The sequence below is a fragment of the Actinomycetota bacterium genome (assembly GCA_036280995.1).
GTDB lineage: Bacteria > Actinomycetota > CALGFH01 > CALGFH01 > CALGFH01 > CALGFH01.
Genome location: DASUPQ010000795.1, coordinates 1 through 3,322, shown reverse-complemented (window position 1 = coordinate 3,322; position 3,322 = coordinate 1). Strand labels below are relative to the sequence as shown.

Annotated in this window: 3 protein-coding genes; all 3 read left to right on the top strand. The window is 70.5% G+C overall.

Features of this window, described 5'->3' with window-relative positions:
• Positions 1-207, top strand: a 207-nt coding sequence (locus tag VF468_26630; GenBank protein ID HEX5881865.1) for a hypothetical protein, incomplete at its 5' end; no start/stop codon positions are given.
• Between the two features lie 198 nt (positions 208-405).
• Positions 406-2,184, top strand: coding sequence for a DUF2207 domain-containing protein (locus VF468_26625; protein HEX5881864.1), 1,779 nt, complete (start codon positions 406-408; stop codon positions 2,182-2,184).
• A 678-nt stretch (positions 2,185-2,862) separates the two neighbouring features.
• Positions 2,863-3,322, top strand: a 460-nt coding sequence (locus VF468_26620; protein ID HEX5881863.1) for an ATP-binding cassette domain-containing protein, incomplete at its 3' end; no start/stop codon positions are given.

Genomic DNA, 3,322 nt, shown 5'->3' with positions numbered 1-3,322 from the left:
GTCCATAAAGAGCGCCTGAGTGCTGTCGGTGCTGCTCAGGTCAGGTGCCGAATCCCAGCCAGACCGCCTGAGTCGTGTCTGGTGCTGGCTGGTGGACTGACACCGGAACTGACTCTAGCCGCCCTTGAGTCCGGTGACCGGGTTGAGGTCCAGGTCGAGGATATCGGCGTCCTCACCAACGAGGTCGTGGCCGAGCCGGCCCGCTGAGAACGTCCGGAGGGTGACAGCGCCCGCCCGGACCCTGCTCCAGTCTGGAGCAGGGCGGGCCGCGACAACGGGTCACGAGGGGAGACGACCGTGAAGCGGAGGCTTGCTTGGCCCCAGGACGCAGCCCGATGCTTGCGCGTAGTTGAGGAGGTGACCTCGGGCATGCATTCGCTACCGCGTGCGCTGGCGACGGTCCTTGTGACCGCGGGGCTGGCGCTGGCCGTCCTCGCCGCACCAGCCCGGGCACAGAACCCGGAACGGATCCTCGACTACAGGGTGGACCTGCAGATCGAGGCCGACGGGGCCCTGGTGGTCACCGAACAGATCGCCTACGACTTCGGCGCCGAAGAGCGCCACGGCATCTTCCGGGACGTACCCGTGCGCTTCCGCTACGACGACCGCCACGACCGCGTCTACCCCCTCCAGGTGCTGGAGGTCTCCGGATCGCCTGGGACCCCGGTCCAGTACACGCTGGAGGAGGTGGACAACACGCTGCGGATCCGCATCGGTGACCCCGACCAGACCATCACCGGCCGGCACGACTACAGCATCGTCTACCGGGTCGAGGGGACACTGAACGGGTTCCCCGACCACGACGAGCTGTACTGGAACGCCATCGGCGGCGACTGGGAGGTGCCGATCGAGCAGGCGTCGGTGACGGTCACGGCCCCGGCGCCCATCGGCCGGGTGGCCTGCTATGTCGGGCCCGTCGGTTCCACCCGGTCGTGTGGCTCCAGCGAGACGGACGGTCGGACAGGTGCCTTCGCCACCACCGGCCTGGGCCCTCAGGAGGGCGTGACGGTGGTGGTCGGGTTCCCGACCGGAGTGGTGCCGGCCCCACGACCGGTCCTGGAGGAGCGCTCGAGCCTGGCCCAGGCGTTCTCGGTGACCCCGGGCAGACTCGGGATGGCCGGTGGGGTTCTGGTGGTCGTGCTGCTCGGGCTTGGCTGGCTGTTCGGGGTCGTCGGGCGGGAGCGCCGACCGGGCGCCGGGGCGGCGTCGGTGGCCGGCGCCATGGTGGAATTTGTCCCGCCCGAAGGGATTCGCCCGGCCCAGGCCGGGTTGCTGGTGGACGAGGTCGTCAACCCGGTGGCCATCCCCGCCACCCTGGTCGACCTGGCCGTCCGTGGCTACCTGCGGATCGAGGATGACGCCCCGGACGACTGGGAGAAGTTCGACTGGCGGCTGGTCAAGCTCAAGGCCGCCGACAAGAATCTGCTGGACTACGAGCGTGTGCTCTTTGATGGGCTGTTCGCCTCCCGCGGCGGCCGGCGGGCAGAGGTCGAGGAGGCGGTGTGGCTCTCCGAGTTGAAGCAGGACTTCTACCACCAGTCCACGCTCGTCCGCTCGGCGCTGTACCAGGATGCCGTGCAGCGGGGCTGGTTCACCGACTATCCCGACGAGGTGCAGCGACGGTGGGTCAAACGGGGGCGTGTCGTGACCGTCCTCGGCGCCGCCCTGACCCTGGGTGCCGCGCTGACCGACTATGGGCTGGTGGCTCTCCCGATCCTGCTCGCTGGGCCCGCGCTCATGCTGGGAGCCAAGCGGATGCCCCGGCGCACGCCGGTGGGCGCCGAGCTGCTCCGTCGGGTCAATGGCTTCCGGGCCTACCTGCAGACGGCCGGAGCCGACCGCGCCGACGCCCTGCATGCGGACCGGTTCTCTCCCGACCTGCCCTACGCCATCGTCTTCGGCCTCACCGAGCAATGGTCCCGGACGGTTGAGCTGGTCGGCGCGCCGCCCCAGACTCCCTGGTTCTACAGCCGCGGGTCCTACACACCGCACCGGTTCGGCTCCCGCATGGCGCTCTTCTCGTCGTCCTCCGCGGCAAGCCTGACCGCACCACCGCCAGCGGTCTCGGGCTCAAGCGGCTTTGGATCAGGCGGCTCCGGCTCCTGGGGCGGCGGCGGCGGCTCCTCGGGCGGCGGCGGCTCCTCGGGCGGCGGCGGTGGTGGAGGCGGCGGCGGCTCCTGGTGAGCCCCGCCAGCCGCGCTCGATCGACGCATTGTGGGCGCAGGGCCGAGCATCGCTGACCCAGCCGGCCAGAAGCCTCCAGCCTGGCCCACCAGCAGCCGGTCGGCATCCGACGCGCTGGGCCGCGGCCGCACGATCAGGCGGGTCGAATCCAGCTAGACCGCCAGAGTCCTGTCTGGTGACGCCTGGTGGACTGCCACCGAGACTGCCATTGAGCCGCGCCGGAATAGGGCGCTCTTGGCATGGCAGTTGGTTACAAGACATGAGCGGATCGTCAACGGCGTGCTGGCGCGTGCTCTCCTTGCAGGTCACGTCGGGTGGGTTGTCCAGCCAGTGCGCTCCTGACGGGCCGAGTAGCGCCAGGTGGGACAGGCAGGACGACATGCCCGCCATTCCACCCGGTGCCCTGTCGACTTGAGGGGCGGCGCTCGTCGCGACGCACGTCTCTGCGGGCCTGCGCAAGCTGCAGCTCTCCACAAGGCGCGAACTGCGCCGTTGGACATCACCCGGACCTCGCCCTGATCCCACTGGTCCCGCTTGATCCGGCCTGGTCCCGGAGTGGCCTCCGGGACAGCCTCCGGGAACTTTCCGGGTCGCTGACGGATGTGGCGTGATCTGGCGCTGCCAACACTGGCTGCGACACCAAGCAGCCCACCCCGGGACGGCACACGAGGAGCCGCGATGCAAGCCGCTGCCGAAGCCTCCACCGACACCGCCGCGGCCCGTGCCGTCGAGGTCACCAAGATCTATCGGCAGGGGGGTGGCGCCGTGACCGCACTCGACGGCGTCTCGGTCGGGTTCGGGGCCGGGACGTTCACGGCCATCATGGGTCCGTCGGGCTCGGGCAAGTCGACCCTGCTGCACCTGCTCGGCGGGCTCGACCGGCCGACACGGGGCCAGATCCATCTGCAGGGCCACGACCTCAGCGGCGCCGGTCAGCGGGCGCTGACGGTGTTGCGCCGCGACCGCATCGGCGTGGTGTTCCAGGCCTACAACCTGCTGCCCACCCTCACCGTCGCCGAAAACATCCGGCTGCCCCTGGCGCTGGCGGGGCGCAGGCCGGACCCGGCCTGGCTGGAACACCTGGTCGCCTCCCTCGGCCTGGCCTCCTGGCTCGGCCGCCGGCCGGCGGAGCTGTCCA